The organism is Bacteroides salyersiae WAL 10018 = DSM 18765 = JCM 12988, assembly GCF_000381365.1.
Lineage (GTDB): Bacteria > Bacteroidota > Bacteroidia > Bacteroidales > Bacteroidaceae > Bacteroides > Bacteroides salyersiae.
In genome coordinates, this window is sequence record NZ_KB905466.1 from 2,817,982 (window position 1) to 2,842,759 (window position 24,778).

Genomic DNA, 24,778 nt, shown 5'->3' on the forward strand with positions numbered 1-24,778 from the left:
GGAGAAATAAATAAAAGAAGATATGTTGGATTTAGAGCAATTGACAGCGGATGTATGCCGTATCGCTACTGCTGCCGGGCATTTTTTGAAAGAAGAGCGAAAGAATTTTCGTCGTGAATCAGTGATTGAGAAATGTACGCATGATTACGTCTCTTATGTCGATAAGGAATCGGAACGCAGATTGGTTACCGAACTTTCGGCTTTGCTTCCGGAAGCGGGATTTATTGCAGAGGAAGGTTCTGCTACATATAATGACGAGCCTTATTGCTGGGTGATCGATCCTTTGGATGGTACTACCAATTATATTCATGATAATGCGCCTTATTGTGTCAGTATCGCTTTGCGCAGTCGGGATGAGTTATTGCTTGGTGTTGTCTATGAAGTTTGCCGCGATGAATGTTTTTATGCATGGAAAGGTGGAAAGGCGTGGTTGAATGGTGAACCGTTACATATCTCCGATATCGATGATGTGACAAACGCTTTCTTGATTGTAGAACTGCCCTATAATGATGCGGCTTATAAGCAGATTGCCATGCATTTGCTTGATGATTTATATGGCAAAGCCGGTGCTATCCGTATGAACGGCTCTGCTGCTGCCGCTATTTGTTATGTAGCTGCCGGACGCTTTGACGGTTGGCTGGAGGCTTTCATCGGGAAATGGGATTATTCTGCCGCTGCACTGATTGTGCTCGAAGCCGGTGGGGAAGTTACGGATTTCTATGGAAGTAGAGATTTTATGGAAGGACATCATATTATCGCTACCAATGGTCATCTGCATGCTTATTTGCAGGATTTGGTGAAAGAGTTTCGTTTTTAGTGATAAGCGAGGTAGTGATAAGTACTGTGCGGAGGAAGAGTATATTGATAAAAGACTGGTTGGATGCTTTTCTTTCGATCTTTTTTCCGCGGTGCTGCCTTGTATGTGGTGGGGTGCTGGCAAAGGGAGAAGAGTGCTTGTGTGCCCGTTGTAACATGGACCTGCCTCGTACGAATTATCATCAAATGAAGGATAATCCGGTGGAAAAGCTTTTCTGGGGGAAAATTCCTTTGGAACGGGCTACTTCTTATTTCTTTTACCGGCGGGGAGGAGACACGCGGCGCATACTTCATTCACTGAAATATGGCGGGCAGAAGGAAATCGGGGAAATTATGGGGCGGCATCTGGCGGTGGAATTATTGTCTTCCGGCTTTTTTGAAGGAATCGATATGCTTGTTCCCGTCCCTCTTCACAAGAAAAAGGAAAAGCTTCGTGGCTATAACCAGAGTGAATGGATTGCCCGTGGAGTTTCGGTAATAACGTTGATACCCGTGTTCATTTCCGGTATGGTACGTGAGAAGAATACCGAGACACAAACTCACAAATCTGCTTTTGAGCGTTGGGAAAATGTGGACGGTATTTTTCGGGTTACTATTCCTGAATATTTTTCGGGTAAGCACATACTTATCATTGATGATGTGCTTACTACCGGAGCGACTACCGTAGCTTGTGCTTCTGCTTTTGACAAAGTGGAAGATATCCGTATCAGCATTCTGACATTGGCAGTAGCGGAGTAATGCCTCTTTTGGAGCTTACCTTTTAGAATGACTCGATTACTAACTCTGAAGCCAATAACCTTTCGATTGCCTTTCCGAATGCCTGAAAATGTGCAGATGCGGCATGTACACTTATGGCATTTTGGTCTTTGTACTCCTCATAAAAAATAAATGCTGTAGGATTGGAAGGATTTTGATAAAGGTTGTAACTGATGTTGCCCTCTTCTGCTCTTGTTCCCTGAATCAGCGGCTCAGCCTTACTGATAAATTCCTGTTCTTTGCCCGGGAGTACCTCGGCACGGGCTACGATTGTTTTCTTTTCCATGATGTTATGTGATTGATATACTGCAAAAATAGATATTAGTCTTGAGAAAAGGCTTGGTTTACATCAAAAAATCAATTGTCATTCAGAAGTTCGTCGTATAATCGTGCTAAACGTTTCCGCAAATGAAGCACGGCATAGCGTTTTCTTGATATCAACGTGTTGACTGTGATACCTGTGGATTCGGATATTTCTTTAAAAGAAAATCCTTCCAGTTCTGTCAGTTTAAATATGGTGCTCTGCTCTTCCGGAAGTTCATTCATGGCATTTTCCAGTTCTTCCCAAACCAGTGAACGGATGAAATCCATTTCCGGTGAAGCATCCTCGTCTAAAAGCAGACCGGTGAGCTCACTGATAAATGATTGATCCTCTTCGTTATTGTGAACTTCGGGTAATGCTTCTTCACGCTTTTTGCGGCTCCAATCTATGATCTGGTTGCGCGTTACGGAATAGAGCCATGCTGATACCTGCTCAATAGGATTGGTTTCAATGTTTATTTTAGCAAGCTGATAGAAAACATTCTGCAAAATATCTTCGCAATCCTCTTTGGAGGGAACCCGCTTGGCAATGAAACCTTTCAGTTGGGCTTGGTATTTCCGGAAGAGCTCTGATACATATTGATTCTGATTATCTCCGATTTTCTGAGACTTTTTCTCATTCATGTGCTTCTTGCTCGTGGAATTTAGCCATACGGCTACGTATATAAGCGCGTTTTTCGTCCCAGGTCATATGTTTCATTCTGTCGTGCATTTCAATATGCTCTTTGTTGAAACGGAAAGTGTTTGCGGGATGAGGGAAACCGAATCCCTTGAATAAAATGCGGCATAGGATCAGCAATCCGGCAGCTTGCCAGTAATTGATGGTACTCCAGCCGATGATAGATGGAATTAACGCATTCCATAACAACATAACAATGACAGCAGCAACAGCTATCGACAATATTACAATGGTGATTCCCCGAAAGATGTGTACGGCATTTCTTCTTTTCATTTTCATATTTCTTTTTTGATTAATCTACTATTTTCTTTGTCATTAAGCGGATAGCGTCTTCCGGACAATATCTTTGACATCTGCCACAACCGGTACATTCATCCGGACGTACCGCCCAAGCCCATTTATATCCGCCTTCTTCTGCAAGAGATATTACATTTCTGCGACATTTGTCTATGCATGTTCCACAACCGGTGCACTTGGCATCTATAATGAGTAAAGATATGATTTTTCTACTTCTTATTCCAAACATATTTCTAACTTGTTTTTATTCAACTGATTTTTATTTGATGGTATACCTTCTACTGTTGAAGACGAATCAGCACCGAAGATATTTTAAAGAAAAGTGTTTTTGTGTGTCGTTTTCGCACTTGTTACGATGGGATAGTCTTTGTATGGATATTAGAGAGTGAGAACGGCCCTTCACCCTGTATTGCCGATGAATAAGACTTAGAACTTATGTGTGGGTGTATCAAAAATCGTTTATAAAAAAAGGCTCGCCATTATGGCGAACCTTCTTGCTCTTCCTCTTGGACTTGAACCAAGGACCCTCTGATTAACAGTCAGATGCTCTAACCGACTGAGCTAAGGAAGAATGTCTTGCAACTGAGATTTTCGAACTTTGCTCTTCCTCTTGGACTTGAACCAAGGACCCTCTGATTAACAGTCAGATGCTCTAACCGACTGAGCTAAGGAAGAATGTTTTTCTCAATTGCGATGCAAAAGTAATAGGATATTTTGAAATATGCAATATCTTTGCAAAAAAAATATTGAAATGGACAAAATAATTGGTTTGGGCAATGCCCTTGTAGACGTACTTGCAACCTTGAAAGATGATACTCTGCTTGATGAAATGGGTTTACCGAAGGGGAGCATGCAACTCATCGATGACATTAAGTTACAGCAGATTAACGAGAAATTTGCTAACATGAAAACCCATCTTGCAACCGGCGGATCAGCAGGAAATACCATTCTCGGACTCTCTTGTCTCGGAGCAGCAACCGGTTTTATTGGAAAAGTGGGAAATGATGATTATGGGAAATTTTTCCGCGAAAATCTGCAAAAAAACAATATTGAAGATAAAATTCTCCTCTCTGATTTGCCTTCGGGGGTAGCTTCCACTTTTATTTCTCCTGGTGGTGAGCGTACTTTTGGTACTTATTTGGGAGCAGCCTCCACTTTGAGAGCCGAAGACTTATCTTTGGATATGTTTAAGGGATATGCTTACCTATATATTGAAGGATATCTGGTGCAAGATCACGATATGATTCTCCGGGCTATTAAATTAGCGAAAGAAGCCGGTCTGCAGATATGTCTTGATATGGCAAGTTATAATATCGTTGAAAATGATAAAGAATTCTTTTCCTTATTAATAAGTAAATATGTGGATATTGTGTTTGCTAATGAAGAAGAAGCAAAAGCGTTCACTGGAGAAGAACCTGAACAGGCTTTGGAAACGATAGGCAAACAGTGTAGTATTGCCATTGTAAAGATAGGTTGCAGAGGGTCTTTGATCCGTAAAGGTACGGAGGAGGTAAGGGTATCTGCTATTCCTGTGGCGAAAGTGATAGATACGACCGGAGCCGGTGACTATTTCGCTGCAGGGTTTTTATATGGTTTGACCTGCGGTTATTCATTGGAGAAATGCGCAAAAATAGGTTCTATTCTTTCGGGAAATGTTATACAAGTTATTGGAACCACTATCTCAAAGGGACGTTGGGATGAAATAAAGTTAAATATTAACGAAGTTCTGTCTGAATAAGCAGGTAATGAGTTACTTTTACGTTTCATTTTAACTAAAAGTGTATGAAAAAGTTTCTGAATAGGCGAAATGGTATCATTGTAGCAATTGTATTGATTACTGTTGCGTTCTTTAGTTTTAAAAGCGGTGACGACCGTAATTTTCAGATCGCTAAGAATCTGGACATATTCAATTCTATTGTAAAAGAGCTGGATATGTTTTATGTAGATACGATTGATCCTAACAAGACGATCCGTGAGGGAATCGATAATATGCTGTATTCTCTTGATCCTTATACCGTATATTATCCTGAAAATGATCAGGATGAATTGGAAATGATGGTGAAGGGGTCCTATGGTGGTATCGGATCTTTAATCAGATATAATCCCAAAAGCAAATATACGGTAATTGCCGAACCTTATGAAGGAATGCCGGCAGCAGAGAGTGGACTCAAAGCCGGAGATTTATTGTTAGAGATCGATGGAAAGGATTTGAAAGGGAATTCGGATGTGAGCACGCTGCTTCGTGGACAGGTAGGTACCAGTTTTAAACTGAAAGTACAACGTCCCGGTGTAAAAGAACCACTCGAATTTAATATTGTACGTCGCTCTATTCAGATGCCGACTATTCCTTATTATGGAGTCATGGACGGCCAGGTCGGCTATATTAACCTTAGTAGTTTTTCTGGAAACCCTTCAAAAGATTTCAAGAAAGCTTTTCTTGATTTGAAGAAACAAGGAATTACTTCATTGGTGATCGATTTGCGTAATAATGGCGGTGGTTTGCTGGATCAGGCGGTGGAGATTGTGAATATGTTTGTGCCGCGTGGTAAAACGATTGTGACAACAAAGGGTAAAATCAAGCAGGCAAGTAATACCTATAAAACTCTACGCGAGCCGTTGGATACCGATATTCCGATTGCAGTGTTGGTAAATAGCGGTACGGCTTCTTCTTCGGAAATTCTTTCCGGATCATTGCAGGATCTTGATCGTGCTGTCATTGTGGGTAATCGTACTTATGGAAAAGGTCTGGTACAGGTGCCCCGTTCTTTGCCCTATGGCGGTAATTTGAAGATCACTACTTCCAAATATTATATTCCCAGTGGTAGGTGTGTGCAGGCTATAGATTATGCACATCGTAATGAAGATGGCAGTGTGGCACGTATTCCCGATAGTTTGACAACAGTCTTTCATACAGCTGCCGGACGTGAAGTGCGGGATGGGGGCGGAGTAAGTCCCGATATTGAAGTGAAGCAGGAACGGTTACCCAATATTTTGTTCTATCTGGTACGTGATAATTTGATTTTTGATTATGCAACGGACTATTGTCTCAAACATCCGGCCATTGCTTCGGCAAAAGAATTTGAGTTGACGGATGCTGATTACGAAGAATTTAAGAATAAGGTGAAAGGGGCGGATTTCAAGTATGACCAACAAAGTGAGAAGATTTTAAATACTCTGAAAGAAGCAGCCGAATTTGAGGGCTATATGAAAGACGCTTCTGATGAATTCAAGGCATTGGAGAATAAGCTTAAGCACAATCTGGATCGCGATCTTGATTATTTTTCTAAAGATATAAAGAAGATGATCGCCGAAGAAATAATTAAGCGCTATTATTACCAAGAAGGTGCAATCATTCAGCAGTTGAAGGACGATAAAGACTTGGATGAGGCTGTTAAGGTTTTGACGAATCCGGAACGTTATCAACAGATATTGAGTGTAACTGCCGTTACTGCAAAAAAAGAATAGTTTGATGCCAATATAGAGGATGCCTGTTATTGATGGTAACTTGTGGTATACTGGTATTTTTAATGATTTAAGATTGTGTGAGTAGAGAAATACAGGATTCGGTATCGAATCCTGTATTTCTCTATTTATTTATGAAAAATAGATGATTTTTTTGTTGGGAAATAAGTATATTTTAGCGGTGTGTTAAAAACAAGTAAGTTCTAATAGAAAGTAAATAGCGATAAAGTTTTAATATTTAAATATGTTAAGAAGAAAGTTGACATGAATGTTCGTGTGTCAGCGATATATTGAGTCTATACAAATTAATTATGAATATGGTATTAGACAATTTTGCTATTTTTTGGGTAGATTTTGGGGCTTTCAAAATGTAACATGTTTTATATTTGGTCGCTATTTTATATCACGAATAATTATGAGGTATGTTTTTAGTACAGTTATTTTTTTATGTATACATATAATTTGTGTTGCTCAACAAACTGATAATTGTTATTATTTTAAGAATATCAGTATTCGGGATGGACTATCACAAAATACAGTTAGTGCTATTCTACAGGATAAAAAGGGGTTTATGTGGTTTGGGACTAAGGATGGGTTAAATCGTTATGATGGACAAACGTTTCGTGTTTTTAAACACGATTTACATAACAAACAAAGCATAGGTAATAATTTTATTACAGCTTTGTATGAGGATGCCGATGGAAATATTTGGGTTGGAACTGATGCTGGGATATATGTATATCAACCGGAAAAAGAGTCTTTTGAGCAATTTATGCAATCTAGCACAAAAGGAACAAAAATAGAGCGGGCTATATCAATGATTACTGATGATAAAGATGGAAATATTTGGATAGCGGTAGAATCTCAGGGCTTATTTTGTTATAATCCCCAAAACAGCTTACTTAATAATTATATTCTAAGTGACTCGAAACAGGTCTCCAGTAATGTAAAATGTTTTGCTGTTGATAACAGTGGAACAATGTGGATTGGTTTTTATGGTGATGGATTGTTTTATTCAAAAGATAATATGGAGACAATTGTTCCATTTGTCTCATCAGATAATGAAGAAACATTTAAGAATGACGTTGTCACCAAAATACTACAAGGGCCTTATAATCGTTTGTATATTGGTTCATTAAAAGGAGGAGTTAAAGAATTGAATCTTACTTCGGGAAAAATTAGTAATCTTTTACTAACAGATGAAAACGGTGAAAATATTTTTTTTCGTGAATTTATTTTGTGTTCGGAGAATGAACTATGGATAGGTACCGAGTCTGGAGTATATATTTATAATCTTCGTACAAAGAAATTGATTCATCTCCAGAGTTCAGCATACGACATCTATGCGTTATCCGATAATGCCATTTATTCTTTATATAAAGATAGAGAAGAAGGTATTTGGCTTGGTTCTTATTTTGGTGGTATAAATTATTTTCCAAAACAATATACTTATTTTGAGAAGTATTATTCTCGGAATAGTGGAGATGGATTGCATGGAAAACGTGTTAGAGAATTTTGTCAGGATAAAAATGGGATACTTTGGATAGGGACAGAAGATGGTGGATTAAATACATTTAATCCACATACGAATAAATTTCGTTATTTCAATCCTAGTAAGGCATTTACCAATATTCATGGATTATGTATGGATGGTGATAATCTTTGGGTAGGAACTTTTTCTCGGGGTGTAAAAATTATTAATACAAAGACTGGAACTATTATAAAGAGTTATAAAAAAGAGGATAAATCTTCTAAATCTTTGAGCGATAATAGCGTCTTTGCTATATGTAAAACATCTTCTGGGGACATTTATCTCGGTACTTTATTGGGATTACATCGTTATAACCGCCAAAATGATAATTTTGAATATATACGTGAATTGACTGGTAAATTTGTTTATGATATAAAAGAAGATTCATATGGTAATCTCTGGATTGCGACTTATGCAAATGGGGCTTATTGTTATGATATTAATGCTAAAAAGTGGAATAATTACTTATATGACGAGAAGGATAGTACAAGTCTTCCTTATAATAAAGTAATCAGTGTTTTTGAAGATAGTCGTCACCGAATATGGTTGACAACGCAAGGAGGAGGTTTCTGTGAGTTTAATCCAGAAATGGGAAATTTCGTTAGATATAGTTCCAAAGATGGATTACCTAATGATGTTGTATATCAAATGTTGGAGGATAGTGATGGCTTTTTATGGTTAACTACTAATAATGGATTAGTACGGTTTAATCCACAAAATAAGGAATTTAGGGCATTTACAACAGCAAATGGATTGTTGGGCAATCAGTTTAATTATCGTTCGAGTTTTAACGATAATAATGGTAAATTATATTTTGGAAGTATTGATGGATTTATAGCTTTTAATCCAAAATCATTCACTGAGAATAAGTATATTCCTCCGATAGTAATTACTGATTTTTTATTATTTAATAAAAAAGTTCCAGTGAATTCACCAAAATCACCTTTAAAGAAGAGTGTGACTTTTTCTGATACTATTACACTCAATGCTAATCAGAATTCGTTTTCGCTTCGCATAGCGGCATTGGGTTATCAAGAACTTCAAATAAATAAATTGATTTATAAATTGGATGGTTTTGATAGAGAATGGAATTTTGTCAATGAAAGTTTTATGGTTAATTATTCGAATCTGAGACATGGAAATTATGTTTTTAAAGTAAAGGCATCACATGATAATGGAACATCAGATGGATCGGAAACAACTCTGTTTATTCAAATACTTCCTCCTTTTTATCTTTCAATGTGGGCATATTTTATTTATATATTTGTGTCCATAGGATGTGCTACATGTATATTTCTTTATTTTAAAAGACGTAGTTATAAAAAACATTTTCATCAAATGGAGAAATTTGAACAAGAGAAAGAACGAGAAATTTATAATGCTAAGATAGAATTCTTTACTAATGTTGCACACGAAATCCGAACTCCGCTAACTCTTATAAAAGGTCCACTTGAAAATATCATTTTAAAAAAAGAGGTAGATTTTGAGACTAAGGAGGATTTAAATATTATGAGTCAGAATACAGAACGACTATTGAGTTTGATTAACCAGTTGTTGGATTTTCGGCGTACAGAGCATCAGGGTTTTCGCCTTAACTTTATCGAATGTAATATTTCTGAAATTCTAAAAGAGACGCAAACTCGTTTTACTTCTTTGTCAAAACAGAGAAATATAGAATTTACATTAAATATACCTGAAGTTGATTTTTATGCGCATGTTGACAAGGAAGCATTTACAAAAATTATCAGTAATCTGTTTAATAATGCAATTAAATACTCGTCAAGTTATATTCATGTTACTTTAGAAATAGATGTATATGGCGAGAATAAATGTTTTCATATATATACTAAAAATGATGGAATAATTGTTCCTGACGAAATGAAAGAAGAGATATTTAAACCATTTGTTCAGTTTAATGCTGGTAATACAAATAAAATAGCTGCAGGTACTGGTATTGGTTTAGCTCTTTCTCGTTCTTTAGCTGAGCTTCATCAAGGGACGCTTTATATGGTAAAAGGTGAAAATTGTAACAGCTTTTGTCTTACTCTTCCGTCTATTCAGAATAATGCTATAAATTTGACATCAGAACCGATACTTAGAACAGATGAAATCGTTAAACAGCCGTTTGTCGAGAAAATGAAAACAGTGGCAAGTAGACAGACAGTACTTGTTGTTGAAGATAATTTGGATATGCTTTCTTTTATTACCCGTCAATTATCAGTAGAATATTCTGTTTTAGCAGCAGAAAATGGGAGAAATGCCTTGGAAATCTTAGACAATAATTATGTAAGTCTTATAGTTAGTGATGTTGTCATGCCACAAATGGATGGGTTTGAATTGTGTAGAATGATAAAATCAAATATTAGCTATAGTCATATTCCTTTAATACTGCTTACAGCTAAAACAAATATTCAGTCGAAAATAGAAGGATTAGAGTTGGGTGCAGATGCCTATATTGAAAAACCTTTTTCTATGGAATATTTACAAGCCAATATCGTTAGTCTTATAAATAATAGAGAAAAGTTGAGAGAAGCATTTACAAAATCACCTTTTATAGCAGTAAATACAGTGGCAATAACAAAGGCTGATGAAGAATTTGTTAGAAAATTGGATGAGATAATTCAAAATAATCTTGATAATCCTGATTTCTCTATGGAGGATATAGCAGATATGCTTAATATGAGCCGTTCCAGTTTTTATCGAAAAATCAAGGGGGTTCTAAATTTAACTCCTAATGATTATCTTCGTCTTGAACGGCTTAAGAAGGCAGCTCAATTATTAAAAGAAGGAGAGAGGCGGATAAATGAAATTTGTTATACTGTCGGATTTAACTCTCCGTCTTATTTTACAAAATGTTTTCTTAAGCAATTTGGAGTATTACCTAAAGATTTTCAGGGATAAAATAAGAATATTTTTTCATTGTAAGTATCATTGTCTTCATGTGTATTTTTACATATGTGGAATTGGTATGGAATAGTGCCAGACATTTTATTACTGTTGTATTGATTTTATAAGTTTCTTTTGCTGCTTTTGAAATTACTAAAGTATTGTTTTGGTATAAAGAAAGTTTTTTGGAAAAGAACTTATGCTATTATAAATTCTATATTATTGATAATCAGTGCATTTTTTGTGATGTTCTAATGTGTTGAATTGATATTTTCATTTTCTTGTCGATTGAGACGTTTGTTTTATTTATTGGGATGTTTATTTTACTCAAAGTTAATGACGGGTAGTAATTTTGCTACCATCCAAGGAACGTAATATATGCGAAATAGACATTTGTATAATAATAATTTATAATACCTCGATATGTGAGAGAGAATAAATACTTGTTAATGTATAAGAATCTTTTATTAATTGTAAAATTGTGGGATATGAAAAATGCATTTCTTGAATGGTGTAAATTGAAAACACACCTATTTGTACTTATTGGACTATTTCTAACAATAGGATTGCATGCACAACAAAAGGTAATAACTGGAAAGGTGCTAGATGAAATAGGAGAACCTATTGTTGGCGCTAATGTTGTTGAAAAGGGTACAACGAATGGTACAATTTCTGATGTGGAAGGAGATTTTTCTTTGAAAATAGATTCCGATGCGTCAATAACAATCTCTTTTTTGGGTTATGTACAACAAGAGATTTCCGTCAGAAATAAGACTAATATAACGGTGAAACTTATTGAAGATTCGAAATCTCTAGATGAAGTAGTCGTAATAGGATATGGTAGTGCTCGTAAAAGAGATTTGACGGGAGCTGTGGCACAAGTAAAATCATCTGATTTACAAAATGAAAGTCCTTCATCTATGCAGGATCTATTAAGGGCAAATATTCCAGGGCTGAATGTTGGTTTTAGTGCTGGACCTAAACCGGGGGGGAGTCTTCAAATTCGTGGTCGTAATTCGATTAATGCAGGAACCGATCCTCTAATTGTGCTAGATGGAGTGATTTATCCAGGCGATTTATCTGATATTAATGCTAATGACATTGAGCAAATTGATGTGTTGAAAGATGCTAGTTCGGCAGCAATCTATGGGGCACGATCGGCAAGTGGTGTTATTATTATTACAACCAAAATGGGGAAAAGTGTTAAGCCGACAGTAAAATTCGATGTGACTTTAGGTATAGCATCTATGCAAAAAAGACAAAGGGTATATGGCCCGGAGGAATTTTTAGCATGGAGGGGGGATGTTCTTGAAAGTATCAATGTCAATCATAAGCCTTATGAGTATGACGACCCTAGGACACTGCCATCTGATATTTCTGTTGAAGATTGGCTGGCATACGATAATTCTAAAGGGGATCCTGTCGAAGTTTGGTTGGGAAGACTTTCTTTAAAGCCGATTGAGATACAAAATTACTTGGCTGGTAAGACGGTTGATTGGGAAGATATGGTATTTCAGAATGGATTCCGTCAAGATTATAATGCAAGTATTTCGGGAAAGAGTAATGGTTTAAATTATTTTTGGTCAATGGGATATACCAATAATGAAGGATTATCTGTAGGAAATGGATATAAATCATTCCGCACTCGTTTGAATCTCGATACAAAAATTACGGACTTTTTAACTATTGGTTTGAATTCTCAATTTGTTTCCCGTGATGGTAGTGCCATAGGTGCAGATTGGGCTCAATATCAGAAGCTGACACCTTATGGTTCTCCAACCAATGAAGATGGAAGTCTTAAATTAAACCCGACCGATGACAGGGAAAGTAAACATCCATTAATTGATGCATATTACACTGATAAGAAAATGATGACAAATAATTTAAATGCCAACATTTATGCAAAAGTCACATTACCTTATAATATTTCTTATCAGATGAATTTCTCGCCACGATATGAATGGGTAGATGATTATGAACATAAATCTTCCAATCATCCGGGTTGGGCAGATTTAGGTGGAACAGCATATAGGAATACTCGTAAAGACTTTTTGTGGCAATTAGATAACATTGTAAAATGGCAGCAGTGTTTCAATAATGCACATGATATTGACTTTACATTTCTATTTAATGCGGAAAAATTTCAGAGATGGACAGGTAAAATGAGTAATGAGCAGTTTAGTCCGACTGATATTTTGGGGTTTCATAATATTGGTGCGGGTTCGAATCCTATAATATCCAGTAATGATGAATATAGAACTGGAGATGCTTTAATGGCTCGAATATTTTATTCATATAAGCAACGCTATATGACTACTGTTACAGTTAGAAGAGATGGTTATTCTGCCTTTGGGCAAGAAAATCCCCGGGCTGTTTTTCCTTCAGCTGCTCTTGGTTGGGTATTCTCTGACGAATCTTTTCTTAAGCATGCAAAATGGCTCGATTATGGAAAATTACGTGTATCATGGGGGGTAAATGGTAATAGAGATATAGGAGTATACCGTGCTTTAGCTCAACTAACAGATAATAAATATTTGTATGTAAAACCAGATGGTACTGTATATGAAGGGGCTTATATTTATGTAAATTCATTAGCAAATAAAAGCTTGAAATGGGAAAGAACGACCTCAACCAATATTGGGATTGATTTTACTGTGCTCCATAATAGGTTGAGAGGTAGTATTGATGTGTACAAGATGAATACAAAAGACTTGTTAATAGCTCGTACTCTTCCTAATATAATAGGCTACGCTAGTGTAATGTCTAATTTGGGAGAGGTTGGAAATAAAGGATTAGAATTTACGTTGTCATCTGTTAATATTCAAAAGAAAAATTTTATATGGAGTTCAACATTTAATTTTTCGTTGAATAGAAATAAAATACTTCATCTTTATGGTGATATGGAAGATATTCTCGATGCTGATGGAAATGTCATAGGGCAGAAAGAAGCTGATGATAAGAAAAATAAATGGTTTATTGGGAAGGCTATTGACGAAATATGGGAACCCAGAGTTATTGGAGTTTGGCAGAGTGATGAGGCTGAAGAAGCTGCGAAATATGGATTGAGTCCAGGGGATTTCAAGGTGAAGGATGTTAATAAAGATTATAAATATACGGAAGATGATAATGAATTCTTGGGAACTACCACTCCCAAATTTCGCTGGACTCTTAGAAATGATTTTCAAATATATAAAAACTTTGATATATCTTTTATGCTATATTCTTACTGGGGGCATAAAGGTAATTTTAATATAGCAAAACATAATTCTGGTTATCAAGATAGGTATAATGGCTTTGTATTACCTTATTGGACTCCTGAAAATCCAACAAACAATTGGGCTCGGTTGAATTCGAGCAATGGTAGTGCCAGTTTTAATGTTTGGAGGGATAAATCGTTTGTTCGTTTGGATAATATATCTATAGGGTATAATTTCCCTAAAAAGTTATTGAAAAAAGTAAAGTTTGAGAATTTGCGGATATTTACTAATATTCGAAATGTAGCGGTTTGGGCACCTGATTGGGAGTTCTGGGACCCAGAGAATGATGGTCCTGTCCCACGTACATATTCGTTTGGATTAAGTCTTACTTTATAAAAATACAATCATGAAAAATTATGTAAATATATTTTATACACTGTCTCTCGGCATGTGTATTATGAGTCTACTCGGTTGTGATGATGAATGGTTAAAACCTAAACCATTATCTTTTTATGCACCAGAAAATACTTTAGTGGATGCAAAAGGAATGAGAGCGGCATTGGCTACTTGCGAGAAACATATTCGTTCTGAATTTTATGGGGATGGAGCACCTATCATTACAGAACACATATTCTCGGAAGTTGCAGTTGAAGGTACTACTGATAAAACTAGCCCAGCTCAAGATTTGAATTTGTTAATACGACCAGATGCAAACTTAAATAGCCCCAATAGTAACAGAATTGGTTGGTATTGGGATGAGGAATTTAAAGGAGTTAAATATGCGAATACAGTGATATCTCGTATAGATGATGCTTTGTATTCTTCAGAGGCGGAAAGAAATGAGATTCTTGGTACCGCTTATTTCTTTAGGGCTTATTACTATTATAGACTGACACATCAATTTGGAGATGTTCCGCTTATTCTTGAAGAAATAACATATGCTAAATTGGACTTTTATACGACAAAAAGATCTGTCATTTTACAAAAAATGAAAGAAGACATGGAGTTTGCTGTTAAGTGGATGCCTGAAATAGTGGATAGAGGTAAAGTTTCTCGTGGAGCAGCCTATCATTTATTGACAAAGATAAATTTGGCACTTGGCCTTTTTGATGATGCAATATCTTCTGCTTCTGCGGTTATCGAAGATAGCCGGTATGCTCTGATGAAAGAGCGGTTTGGGAAAGATAAAAATGATAATACAAAAAATGTGATTTGGGATTTACACAGACCAGATAATAAGTGTTTGGCAGAGAATACAGAGACGTTATTGTTGGTTGTGGATAAATTAGGATATAATGGTTCTACTGGAGGAATATCATCAATGAGACAAGCTGTGCCTTATTATGGAAATACTACAAATAAGATATTAACTCCTACTGGTAGAACAGGGATCACGGACAGAAAAGATCAAGATGGTTCTGTGGAAATCTCATTGGTAATGAATTATGGTAGAGGCATTGGACGTTGTAGGGGGACATCTTACCATACTAGTCAAATATGGTCAGATCCGAATGATTTGCGTCATGCCAAAGGCAACTGGATGAATATGGAAGATTTAGTTTATAATGACCCTAATCTGAAGAAATTAAAAGATCCTTATTATGGGAAACCATTACAACTTTATACATCGGCGGGAAAAATATTATGTAAAGATACGATCCGTAGTTGGTATGGATGGCCACATTATAAATTATTTATTGATGATCCTGAGCATTCTTTACAACCTGAAGGAGGAAATACGGATTGGTATGTTTTTCGTTTAGCGGAGACGTACTTGCTAAGGGCTGAAGCTTACTGTTGGAAAGGAGATGAGGAAAGTTTAAAAAAAGCTGCTGCCGATTTGAATGAGGTGAGGACAAGAGCAGGTGGAGCTAGTGTTCAAAGTAGTGATGTGAATATAGGGGTTATATTAGATGAACGTGCCCGTGAGTTATTCTATGAGGAGCCCCGCAAATGCGAGTTGACTCGTATAGCTTATTTATTTGCAGAAACCGGTAAACCGTCCGAATCGGGTAAGACATATAATACAAATGATTTCTCCACAGATAATTATTTTTATGATCGTATATTGGCGAAAAATGAATTTTATAATAAGGGGGTAATGACTGTAAGTGGGGCGACCTATACGATAAGCCCATACCATGTTTTATGGCCAATTCCGGCAAGTGCGATTAATACAAATACTCAAGGGCGGATAAATCAGAATTTGGGATATTCCGGATCAGAAAATAATATTCCTCCTTTGGAGTCAGTATATTGAAAATAGATTATAATATCATGTTTTTATTTATGAATCAATTTAATTTTAGAAATAAAGTATGAATAATTGGATAAAGATATTATCTTTTACATTATGTATTGCATTTTTGGCTAATACAAGTTCAGCAAAAAATAAAGATCGTGATTATTGGGTTAAGACAATGGTCAAAATAGTTGAACCTGTATTTGAAAATCTTAGCCAAAATAAATTGAGAGCGAATATGCCTGTTGAAACAAATGATGGGTTAAATACAGGTAGAAGAAAAGAGGTTACTCATCTTGAAGCCTTGGGGCGCTCTTTCTCTGGTATTTCTCCATGGCTAAATTTAGGGATAGATGATACAAGCGAAGGAAAGTTAAGAGGAAAATTTATTGACCTTTGTGTCAAATCTATAACTAATGCCGTTAATCCGGATTCTCCTGATTATATGCGTTTTGATGGCCCTGGTGGGCAACCTCTTGTTGATGCTGCATTTTTTGCACATGGATTATTAAGGTCAAAAGAACAAATATGGCCGAAATTGGATAATGAAACTCAACAGCGAATTATCAAAGAACTAAAAGCTTCAAGAAAAATAAAACCATCTCAATCAAACTGGTTGCTGTTTTCTGCAATGATTGAAGCTGCTTTGTTGGAATTCACAGGAACATGTGATAAAGTACCTATTCAATATGCAATATCTAAGCACAAAGAGTGGTATAAGGGGGATGGTTGGTATGGTGATGGTAAAGATTTTCATTTAGATTATTATAATAGTTATGTCATTCAACCGATGCTTTTAGATATTGTTTCCCTTTTAAAGCAAAAAGGATTAGAGGGCGGAGAATTTTATGATGTTCAGTTGAAAAGATTTACCAGGTTTGCAATACAACAAGAGAAGATGATTTCTCCGGAAGGTTCCTACCCTGTATTGGGGCGTTCTATGGCTTATCGATTTGGTGCTTTTCAAGTTTTGTCACAAGCATCCTTAATGAAAATTTTACCCCAAGAGATTCAGCCTGCTCAGATTCGTTGTGCATTAACGAAAGTTATTAAACGGCAGATGAAGGGAAAAAACACTTTTGATAGAAATGGATGGCTACGGTTAGGATTTTGTGGACATCAGCCTGAAATTGCGGATAACTATATTTCAACTGGAAGTTTGTACTTATGTACATTTGTTTTTTTGCCATTGGGTTTAGATGCAAATGATGAATTTTGGGTTAACCCACCCGAAGAGTGGTCGTCAGTAAAGGCGTGGAGTGGAAAAAAAATAAAGGCTGATCACTCTATTCGTGACTAAAAAATAATGTGATATGAAATTTAGAATATTTGTATTTAATAATATTTACTAATACTAATTATTAAAAAAGGAAAGACATGAAAAAGATTTTACTTGCTGCTGTCGTGTTTGCCAATGTTGCAATTTTATCAGCTCAACAGGAACTGTTGTTAATTAATGAAAATGGTACTGGGCTTCGTGAAGGGAAAATTTCTGTTATTGATAGCGATAATGACGGAAAACACAATGTTATTTTTGCTGGTCGTGCGGATAAGAATACGAAAGATATGGTTTACATTTTTAAAGTCCAAGGAGATGATACATTTACTCCTGTAGATAATACTATTCCGATTCCAGGCGGACAATGGATCTCAACTACGTGGGAAGATATAAATGGTGATGGGAGAATAGATTTATTTACGTCTGGTATTAAAGGAGAAGGAGGTGGAAACTATGTAATTTTATTAACAAATAATGGAGATGGAACTTATACAGACAATTGGGAATTGGATTTACCACAAAATGCGCCAGGATCGGCTGCTGCTGATTTTGACAATGATGGTATTATTGATTTCCTCATTTATGGTTTCAAAACAGATGGCACATTAACATTCCGGAATGAAGATAACTCTGTGGATGAATCTATCAATGTTTTACCACAAGGTGTTACTTTGTTTGGCGATGCCAATGTTACTTTATTGGATATAAATAATGACGGGTATATAGATTTTTATCTGTGTGGTTATGTACATGATGCTGATGCAAAGAGAAGATATTCCGGATTGTTTATAAATAATGGAAATAGAACATTTACAGAAACCTCTGTATTACCGAGTGGTAAAGCATCGAATCAGGCTACAACTCTTTTTGCTGATATTAATGGAGATGGGATTATGGAAATGATTTTTTATGGTCATGAGGGTTCGGGATCTATGTATGTATATCAATATATCGATGGAGAGTTTGTTGAATCAATGCCTATTGAGGGAATCTACCAGACTAAAACAGTGGTTAATTCAGGAGTTTTAGCAGATATAAATAATGATGGTTATTACGATTTGATTGCTAATGTTTACAATGGTATAAATAATAATCCTAGGGAGAGACTATTCTTTTTTATAGGGGATGAATTTGGATTGTTTGAACTTAACGAAGAACTCTCATCTCAGGTTATGGGAGGGAGTAATGGTAGTGTTGCTGTATTAGACAGTAATAACGATGGAATATTAGATTTTGCCGTGATGGGATATAATTTTAATCAAAATAACAATGATGCTTTTTGCGCGATTTACAAGAATACTACTTATACAGCAACCAATGCAGCGCCATCGGCACCGAGTAACTTAGAGAATTCGGTTGATGGGAATAATGTTGTTTTGTCATGGGGAGAGGCTACGGATGACAAAACTCCTACCCAAAGTTTAACCTATAATATTTATCTCAGGAACAAAACGACAGGTAGATATTATAGACATCCCAAAGCTAATTTGTCAACAGGCAAACGAATGGTATTAGAGCATGGAAATACTTTTCTTGCTAAACAAATATCTTTCAATAATCTGCCTGATGGTGACTATGAGTGGACTGTTCAGGCGATAGATGCTGCTTATGCAGGTGGAGCTTTTGCTGAGATGAAAAATTTTACTATAGGTAAAGGTATGTCTATAAATACTCAAGAATCTGAAGCTGTAAAAGTTACCGTTGATGTACAAAATAAAAATATAAAGATTGTTACAGCTGATGCTATTAGTGAAGTGTGTATATATAACATGGAAGGAGAATTATTGAAATCTACTTCCAATAATGTTATTTCTGATTTTGGGTATACGTCTGGGGTGTATATTATTAAAGTCAGAACTCTAAAAGATATTATTACTAAGAAGATTGTTTTCTGATAAATACGAATTAACATGGAAGCTGGCTATACGACAATTGATTTGTGTAATAGCCGGCTTTATAACTTAATGAAGTTAAACTATCATGAAAAATATTATTGTAAGTTTTTTTGTTGGATATTGTTTTTTCCCTTTGGGTATCAAATCTCAACCGGTAGATGTGCGTATAGGCTGGAACTATCGTACTTATCAAGAACTTCGCTCGTATACTGTAAAGACTAATAATACGATTGTGAAATCAGCTCATTATCCTCGTATAAAACGTTTAAGTGGAGGTGATTTACTTATGATATACATGGATGGAAAATTTGGATGGAATATTTATGCAAGAAAAAGTAAAGACGATGGATTGACATGGTCAGATGCGGTCATTGTGCGTCAATCTTATAAAGACCCTGGAAAGAACGATAATGTATGTTATGCTTGCCCGGATTTTATAGAATTGCCGGATGGAAAAATTATGGTTGCATATCAATGGAGATATAATAATGGCTATAATGATTTGGAAAATACGAACAGTAATTGTGGTATAGAAATAATACAGAGTATTAATCAAGGTGAATCTTTTATTGCGGCTTCAGCTAAAAAAGCTTTTTGGGGTCGAAATTGGGAACCGTCTTTTATTTTGTTACCTACGGGGGAATTGCAACTGTTTTGTACTGATACTCATACCTTAAAATGTAATGTGGGACTACTACGTTCTTTTGATTATGGAAAAACATGGCTTCCAGCTACTTCTTCTACATTTTCAGAAACTGAATATATATCACGAACTCAAGAAGGAGAGAAGACAATGGATGGAATGGCTGTGGGGCAGTATCTTGATAATGACAACGGAATTGCTATTGCTGTGGAATGCGATGGGGGTACACAAACCCCTTGGATTGTCTGGACATCAAAAGAGAATAACTGGAGATATGCAGATTTCCAAGCTCCTATGATTGGTCCGGGAGAGGATCGGAAATGGCTTGTACATGAAAATTTCCGTGGTTTTGCTCCATATATGATGAAATTACCTACTGGAGAAATTGTAGTTCAGTCTAATGGTAAATTTAAAAATGAGACAGCTGAGAAAATGTGGGTTTTTATTGGGAATGACAAGGCAAAAGATTTTTCTTATGCTTCATCACCTTATGCAGCTTGGTGGGGGTCGATTTCTTATATAGGTAATGATGAAGTGATAAGCTCTGGCAATAGCGGATATAAGGAAAATGGAGCGGATTATCAAATGCTAAAAGTGATGAAAGGTGTGATAAATCGTAGCAAAAAAGTCCAAAAAGGAGATACGGAATGTGTCGATTTAGATAAATTTGACCGTTCTTTAAATAATGATTGGTTCATCGGAGGAAAATCTCAAGCGCAGGCATATCTGAATTTGGAGTATACAGATAAGGATTTAAATGTTAATGCTCATGTTTTTGATAAAAAACTAAATTATTATTCTCCACTTAATTGTGATGGTCTCCAATTACTTGTTTACCGAAAAAATAAAGTAACTTTGTCAGAGTGTGTTTATCGTTTGACTATAAATATAAATGGAGGTACTAAATTAGAACTGCAAAATGGTGGCGGAGGGTTTGACCCATTTTCAACAGAAGGGTTTATAAATAATGTAAATTTGGAGGGTTCTTTAAATAATAATGAAGATCAAGATATCGGATATACATCAAAGTCATCTGTTTTGTGGACATTAATTGGAGGGTATCCTTCTGAATCGGATGAGTTCAGAGTACATTTGATTCAAAAAAATAATGACAATTCTACTGCTGTTTTACCAGTGACAACAGAGGATATGCCTGGTGAAAAAGCGGATGATCCAACAACTTGGTTACCTATCTATTTTGTTGAAGATGAAGTCTCATCTGTCAAAAGTATAGGTATGGAGAAAGTAAAAGTTTTTATTACTGAAGATAAAATGCTGAACGTTGATTTTGATAAAGGTTTAAATGGGGCTGTAAGGGTTGGTATCTATGACGTTAAAGGTATCTGCTTTTTTAGCCATTTAATATATAAGCCAGGTATTATTACTATTCCGACATTAGAGCGAGGAGTTTATTGTATTGTTTCAATAAACGATAATGGTGAACAGTTCGTGAAGAAAATAATAATTTAGAAGTTACATGGGTCTAAATAATGAAGTATTAGATAACTGGAATTAAATAATTTATTCTTATTGATTATAAAAATAAACAAATGATGAAATATCTTTTTAGAATCGTGTGTGCGGTATGCCTATTTGCAGGGTGTAGCAATGGTGGAAAAGACGGAATGGACGATCTTGTCGATAGGAGTCTTGAGAGGGCTATAGTGCAATCTAAATTAATGGCATCTGATTTAATAAGTAAGCCGGGGCTCCTTCCTCGAACCATAGATAAAGAGGGAAAGTTGGAGACATCAACTTCTCGTTGGTGGTGTAGTGGTTTTTTTCCTGGGGTATTATGGTATTTGTATGAAGTGTCTTCGGATGATTCATTAAAAAATTATGCACAAGAATTTACTAAACGAATAGAACGTGAACAGTATACCACTACTAATCACGATGTTGGTTTCATGCTTTATTGTAGTTTTGGAAATGGACTACGACTTACAAAAGACGAATCTTATAAAAAGGTTTTATTACAGGGCTCTAAATCATTATCTACTCGTTATCGTCCAATGGTAGGTTGTATACGTTCTTGGGATTGGAATAAGAAAGTATGGCAATATCCTGTTATTATCGATAATATGATGAATCTGGAAATGCTGATGTGGGCATCTAAAAACTCTGATAATCCGGAATTCTCAAAGATTGCACGATCACATGCTGACGTAACAATGAAAAATCACTTCCGTTCTGATTATAGTTGTTATCATGTTGTGTCATACGATACGATTACGGGATTGCCGGAAAAGAAAAATACATGTCAAGGTTATTCTCATGAATCATCTTGGGCCAGAGGGCAGGCGTGGGCACTTTATGGCTATACAATGATGTATAGAGAAACAAAGGATCTTCGCTATTTGGAACAAGCAACTAACATTGCAAAATTTATTATAAATCATCCCAATTTACCAACAGATAAAGTACCATATTGGGATTTCGATGCTCCGGATATTCCTAATACATTGAGAGATGCTTCAGCTGCTGCTATTATGGCTTCGGCTTTTATAGAATTAAGTGTATATGCAGAAACGAATATTGCAAAACTGTGTTTGGAAACAGCAAAAATACAAATAAAGACTCTTTCTTCACCAGAATATTTGTCTGAACCGAATACAAACTGTAATTTTATTCTAAAACATTCGGTTGGCAATTATCCGGGGAAGGGAGAAATAGATGTTCCTCTTACTTATGCAGATTATTATTATGTAGAAGCATTGGTACGTTATAAAAAATATGTGTTAAAAAAATGAGGAGTATATTAGCTGTTTACTTATTGGCCATACTGTTATTAGGAGCTTGTCGGTCTGGTGGTTTTTATACTAATCCCATCCTCTCTAATGGAGCAGATCCTTGGATTGTGAGATATGACAGTAACTATTATTACTGTTGTGTTATGCCAGGGAATAGGATCGGGGTTTCAAAATCACAAAAATTACATCAAATTAATGGGCCTATCGAGGTATGGAAAGCACCAATAGGGAATAAATGGAATTCGTCTTGTATTTGGGCACCTGAATTACATTTTTGGAATGGGAAATGGTATATTTTTTATGCTGCCGGTTATTCTGGACCTCCATTTATTCATCAAAAAACCGGGGTACTTGAGTCTGTTACGTCTGATCCACAAGGAGAATACATAGATAAAGGGATGTTGTTTACAGGTGATACTTTAGGGGATTGGAGCAATAATATGTGGGCTATTGATATGACTTTGCTGGAACATAAAAAAGAGTTATATGCGATATGGTCTGGTTGGGAGAAAAAGGAAATGACAGATAAAACTCAGCAACATTTATATATTGCAAAAATGGAAAATCCTTGGACAATAGCTTCTAGTAGGGTTAAAATCTCCTCTCCTGAACTTGATTATGAACAAGGAGAACTTCCACTAAATGAAGGACCACAAATTTTGAAAAACAAAAATGATCTTTTCATTATTTATTCTTGTGGACAATCTTGGTTACCGACTTATAAATTGGCGTATCTAAAACTGAAAGATGAGAATGCTGATCCGCTTGATAAAGATAGTTGGATTAAAGGAACTAAACCTTTGTTTGAAGGGAATAAGAATGCATATGGAGTGGGACATGCTAGTTTTACAACCTCTCCGGACGGAGAAGAATTCTATATTATGTATCATGCTAAAGTAGAGAAAAAGCCTGGATGGAGGAGAGATATAAGACTACAGAAGTTTGCATTTGACGAGAAAACAGGATTACCTGATTTTGGTAAACCTATGTCGATTAAAAAGAAGATGAAATTGCCTTCAGGTAGCTAATTCTAAAAAAATATTCTTGTGCATCAGGCTATTGTAGTTTTATGGGGGATAATCCTCTTTTGTTGTTTTTGTTTTTGAATACTAATGTCAACACGCAGTAATGAAAGAGAGACTATATTATCAGATGCTATAGATAAACAAGTAATATGGTTATTTGATGAATATAGTGTATCTTTACGTTTAATTTTCAATTAGATAGAAGAATATATGCGAAAGATTTTTAGTTTTTACTTGCTGTGTCTGTTAACTGTTTCAAGCTGGGCACAAGAGAATTATCAAAAGAAAGAATTTGTTTCTTCTTTCGGTGATTCATTGTCATACCGTCTGTTACGACCGGAAAATGAACAAGCCGGTAGTAAATATCCGCTTGTTCTTTTTCTGCATGGTGCCGGAGAACGGGGAAGTGACAATGAAAAGCAGCTTACACATGGTGCACAGATGTTTCTTAATCCGGTGAACCGTGAAAAATATCCGGCTTTTGTTTTAATCCCGCAGTGTCCGGCAGATGCTTATTGGGCATATACATCCCGTCCGGCCTCGTTTTTCCCGGCAGAGATGCCTGTGGTACAGGACATATCTCCGATATTCAAATCATTGAAGGAGTTATTGGATACTTATTTGGCTTTGCCACAAATCGATAAGAACCGTATTTATATTATAGGGCTTTCAATGGGAGGAATGGGGACATATGACATGGCTATCCGCTTTCCGGAGGTGTTTGCGGCAGCTATTCCTATTTGCGGTACGGTCCATCCAATCCGGTTGGCAAACGCTAAAGGAGTGAGATTTCGTATATTTCATGGAGATGCGGACAATGTAGTAACGGTAGAAGGTTCCCGTATGGCTTATAGAGCATTAAAGGCGGCCGGTGCTGATGTGGAATACATTGAATTTCCGGGATGTGGTCATGATAGTTGGACTCCGGCATTTAATTATCCGGGATTTATGGATTGGCTGTTTAGCCAAAAGAAGAAATAAGAATAAAAACAAGGACGC

The 24,778-nt window shown here is 36.0% G+C and carries 17 protein-coding genes and 2 tRNA genes; 13 read left to right on the forward strand and 6 right to left on the reverse strand.

Annotated features, from left to right (window positions below):
* The first annotated feature begins 22 nt into the window (after window positions 1-22).
* Both HMPREF1532_RS10255 and HMPREF1532_RS10260 read left to right on the forward strand, forming a co-directional pair.
* Entirely contained in the window at window positions 23-817 is a 795-nt protein-coding gene (locus tag HMPREF1532_RS10255; protein WP_005928654.1) for an inositol monophosphatase family protein, read from the forward strand.
* Window positions 817-1,554: a ComF family protein gene (locus HMPREF1532_RS10260; protein ID WP_005928657.1), complete on the forward strand. Its 738-nt coding sequence runs from the start codon at window positions 817-819 to the stop codon at window positions 1,552-1,554. Before HMPREF1532_RS10255 ends, HMPREF1532_RS10260 begins: the two co-directional genes overlap by 1 nt.
* 22 nt (window positions 1,555-1,576) lie before the next feature.
* Here HMPREF1532_RS10260 and HMPREF1532_RS10265 read toward each other — a convergent pair whose 3' ends face one another.
* The 6 genes from HMPREF1532_RS10265 to HMPREF1532_RS10290 form a co-directional block, all read right to left on the reverse strand.
* Window positions 1,577-1,858: a putative quinol monooxygenase gene (locus tag HMPREF1532_RS10265; protein WP_005928659.1), complete on the reverse strand. Its 282-nt coding sequence runs from the start codon at window positions 1,856-1,858 to the stop codon at window positions 1,577-1,579.
* A gap of 71 nt (window positions 1,859-1,929) precedes the next feature.
* Window positions 1,930-2,517, reverse strand: a complete 588-nt coding sequence (locus tag HMPREF1532_RS10270) for an RNA polymerase sigma factor (protein ID WP_005928661.1) — start codon at window positions 2,515-2,517, stop codon at window positions 1,930-1,932.
* Window positions 2,510-2,845: a hypothetical protein gene (locus HMPREF1532_RS10275; RefSeq protein ID WP_005928663.1), complete on the reverse strand. Its 336-nt coding sequence runs from the start codon at window positions 2,843-2,845 to the stop codon at window positions 2,510-2,512. Before HMPREF1532_RS10275 ends, HMPREF1532_RS10270 begins: the two co-directional genes overlap by 8 nt.
* Window positions 2,846-2,864: 19 nt before the next feature.
* Window positions 2,865-3,098: an ATP-binding protein gene (locus tag HMPREF1532_RS10280; protein WP_005928665.1), complete on the reverse strand. Its 234-nt coding sequence runs from the start codon at window positions 3,096-3,098 to the stop codon at window positions 2,865-2,867.
* A gap of 268 nt (window positions 3,099-3,366) precedes the next feature.
* Window positions 3,367-3,440, reverse strand: a tRNA-Asn gene (locus HMPREF1532_RS10285).
* 30 nt (window positions 3,441-3,470) lie between these two features.
* A tRNA-Asn gene (locus HMPREF1532_RS10290) sits at window positions 3,471-3,544 on the reverse strand.
* Between the two features lie 76 nt (window positions 3,545-3,620).
* On the opposite strand from HMPREF1532_RS10290, the gene HMPREF1532_RS10295 reads away from it, so the two are divergent.
* The 11 genes from HMPREF1532_RS10295 to HMPREF1532_RS10345 all read left to right on the forward strand — a co-directional run bounded on the left by HMPREF1532_RS10295 (window position 3,621) and on the right by HMPREF1532_RS10345 (window position 24,760).
* On the forward strand, window positions 3,621-4,607 hold the full coding sequence (locus tag HMPREF1532_RS10295) for an adenosine kinase (protein WP_005928667.1): 987 nt from the start codon (window positions 3,621-3,623) through the stop codon (window positions 4,605-4,607).
* A gap of 44 nt (window positions 4,608-4,651) precedes the next feature.
* Complete coding sequence (locus tag HMPREF1532_RS10300) at window positions 4,652-6,334, forward strand: S41 family peptidase (protein ID WP_005928670.1); 1,683 nt, start codon at window positions 4,652-4,654, stop codon at window positions 6,332-6,334.
* A gap of 412 nt (window positions 6,335-6,746) precedes the next feature.
* Window positions 6,747-10,763, forward strand: coding sequence for a hybrid sensor histidine kinase/response regulator transcription factor (locus HMPREF1532_RS10305; protein WP_025819233.1), 4,017 nt, complete (start codon window positions 6,747-6,749; stop codon window positions 10,761-10,763).
* A gap of 473 nt (window positions 10,764-11,236) precedes the next feature.
* A complete protein-coding gene (locus HMPREF1532_RS10310) occupies window positions 11,237-14,341 on the forward strand; it encodes a SusC/RagA family TonB-linked outer membrane protein (RefSeq protein ID WP_130058586.1) in 3,105 nt (1,034 codons plus the stop codon).
* Between the two features lie 10 nt (window positions 14,342-14,351).
* On the forward strand, window positions 14,352-16,205 hold the full coding sequence (locus tag HMPREF1532_RS10315; protein ID WP_005928679.1) for a RagB/SusD family nutrient uptake outer membrane protein: 1,854 nt from the start codon (window positions 14,352-14,354) through the stop codon (window positions 16,203-16,205).
* Window positions 16,206-16,263: 58 nt separating this feature from the next.
* Window positions 16,264-17,487: a DUF2264 domain-containing protein gene (locus tag HMPREF1532_RS10320; RefSeq protein ID WP_005928682.1), complete on the forward strand. Its 1,224-nt coding sequence runs from the start codon at window positions 16,264-16,266 to the stop codon at window positions 17,485-17,487.
* 77 nt (window positions 17,488-17,564) lie between these two features.
* The gene (locus HMPREF1532_RS10325; protein WP_005928684.1) at window positions 17,565-19,361 is read left to right on the forward strand and encodes a T9SS type A sorting domain-containing protein; all 1,797 of its coding nucleotides are present in this window, start codon (window positions 17,565-17,567) and stop codon (window positions 19,359-19,361) included.
* A gap of 85 nt (window positions 19,362-19,446) precedes the next feature.
* Window positions 19,447-21,474: an exo-alpha-sialidase gene (locus HMPREF1532_RS10330; protein ID WP_005928687.1), complete on the forward strand. Its 2,028-nt coding sequence runs from the start codon at window positions 19,447-19,449 to the stop codon at window positions 21,472-21,474.
* Window positions 21,475-21,557: 83 nt separating this feature from the next.
* Window positions 21,558-22,754, forward strand: coding sequence for a glycoside hydrolase family 88 protein (locus HMPREF1532_RS10335; RefSeq protein ID WP_005928689.1), 1,197 nt, complete (start codon window positions 21,558-21,560; stop codon window positions 22,752-22,754).
* Window positions 22,751-23,782 (forward strand): glycoside hydrolase family 43 protein, encoded by a 1,032-nt coding sequence (locus tag HMPREF1532_RS10340; protein ID WP_005928693.1) that lies wholly within the window; start codon window positions 22,751-22,753, stop codon window positions 23,780-23,782. The genes HMPREF1532_RS10335 and HMPREF1532_RS10340 overlap by 4 nt, the downstream gene beginning before the upstream one ends.
* 207 nt (window positions 23,783-23,989) lie before the next feature.
* A complete protein-coding gene (locus HMPREF1532_RS10345) occupies window positions 23,990-24,760 on the forward strand; it encodes a carboxylesterase family protein (protein WP_005928696.1) in 771 nt (256 codons plus the stop codon).
* Window positions 24,761-24,778 lie beyond the last annotated feature (18 nt).